Source organism: Enterococcus raffinosus (genome assembly GCF_001886185.1).
GTDB lineage: Bacteria > Bacillota > Bacilli > Lactobacillales > Enterococcaceae > Enterococcus_A > Enterococcus_A raffinosus.
This window is the reverse complement of the sequence record NZ_JXLA01000106.1, coordinates 1-959: the sequence shown is the minus strand read 5'-3', so window position 1 is coordinate 959 and position 959 is coordinate 1. Positions and strand designations below refer to the sequence as shown.

At 38.8% G+C, this 959-nt stretch carries 1 protein-coding gene; it reads left to right on the top strand.

Going from position 1 to position 959, the window contains the following annotated elements; all coding sequences use genetic code 11:
* Positions 1-900 (top strand): ISL3 family transposase (locus RV13_RS20385; protein ID WP_071876010.1); only part of this gene is annotated, 900 nt, incomplete at its 5' end.
* Between the last annotated feature and the right edge of the window lie 59 nt (positions 901-959).

Below are 959 nucleotides of genomic sequence, written 5' to 3'. Positions count from 1 at the left end.
GTTTCTTGGTCGACCGTTTCTCGGACACTCGCTTCTCTGATCCCCATGACAAAAGTAAAAAGAAATTGGTTACCGCGTTGTTTATTAATGGATGAATTTCGTTCACTGAAAAATCAAGTCGGTCCCTATTCCTTTTCTTGTATGGATGGCGATACTGGAAAATTACTGGATATTCTTCCTTCACGGAAGAAAAAAGCCCTCGTTTCTTATTTTATGCAATTTGAACGGCGCGTACGATTGAAGGTAAAGGTCATCGTGACGGACATGAATGCTTCTTATGCCTCTCTGATAAAGGAATGTTTTCCAAAGGCAAAACTCGTTGTGGATCGTTTTCACATTGTCAAACATCTCATTCGCAAATTTGAGGATATTCGCGTACGAATCATGAAAAGCTTTGATCGAAACGATCCAACACAAGCCAAATATTATCGACAATTAAAGGCGTTGTCTCGGCTTCTGATCAAACGACAGGACAAGCTTGTTTATGACAAATGGACCAAATGGCGCAATTTTGGTTGGGCGTATCTAACCGAAAGTGAAGTGGTGGATCGTCTGCTTTCGATCTCTGACGAATTACGAATCGCCTATTTTTACTACCAAGAAATTCTTCAAGCGTTTCACGACAAAGAGGCGGATACTTTCTTTAAACTTGTAAGAACGATGCCCGATTCCGTTCCAAAAGAACTGCATCCTATAAAAAAAGCTTTTATAAACTATGAATCCGGCATTCGTTTAGCCCTAGAATTGCCTTATTCAAATGCCAAAATAGAAAATCTGCATACCCACATCAAAGCATTAAAACGAGTCGCTTATGGCTTTCGAAGCTTTCGGAAAATGAAGACCAGAATTTTCTTACTAAATAATCTGATTACCTATGAATCAAAAAAACATCTAAAGTAGAAAAGGAATCCTACCTTAGATGTTCTTATCTCACTCTATCAGTCCTATTTGACAAAGAG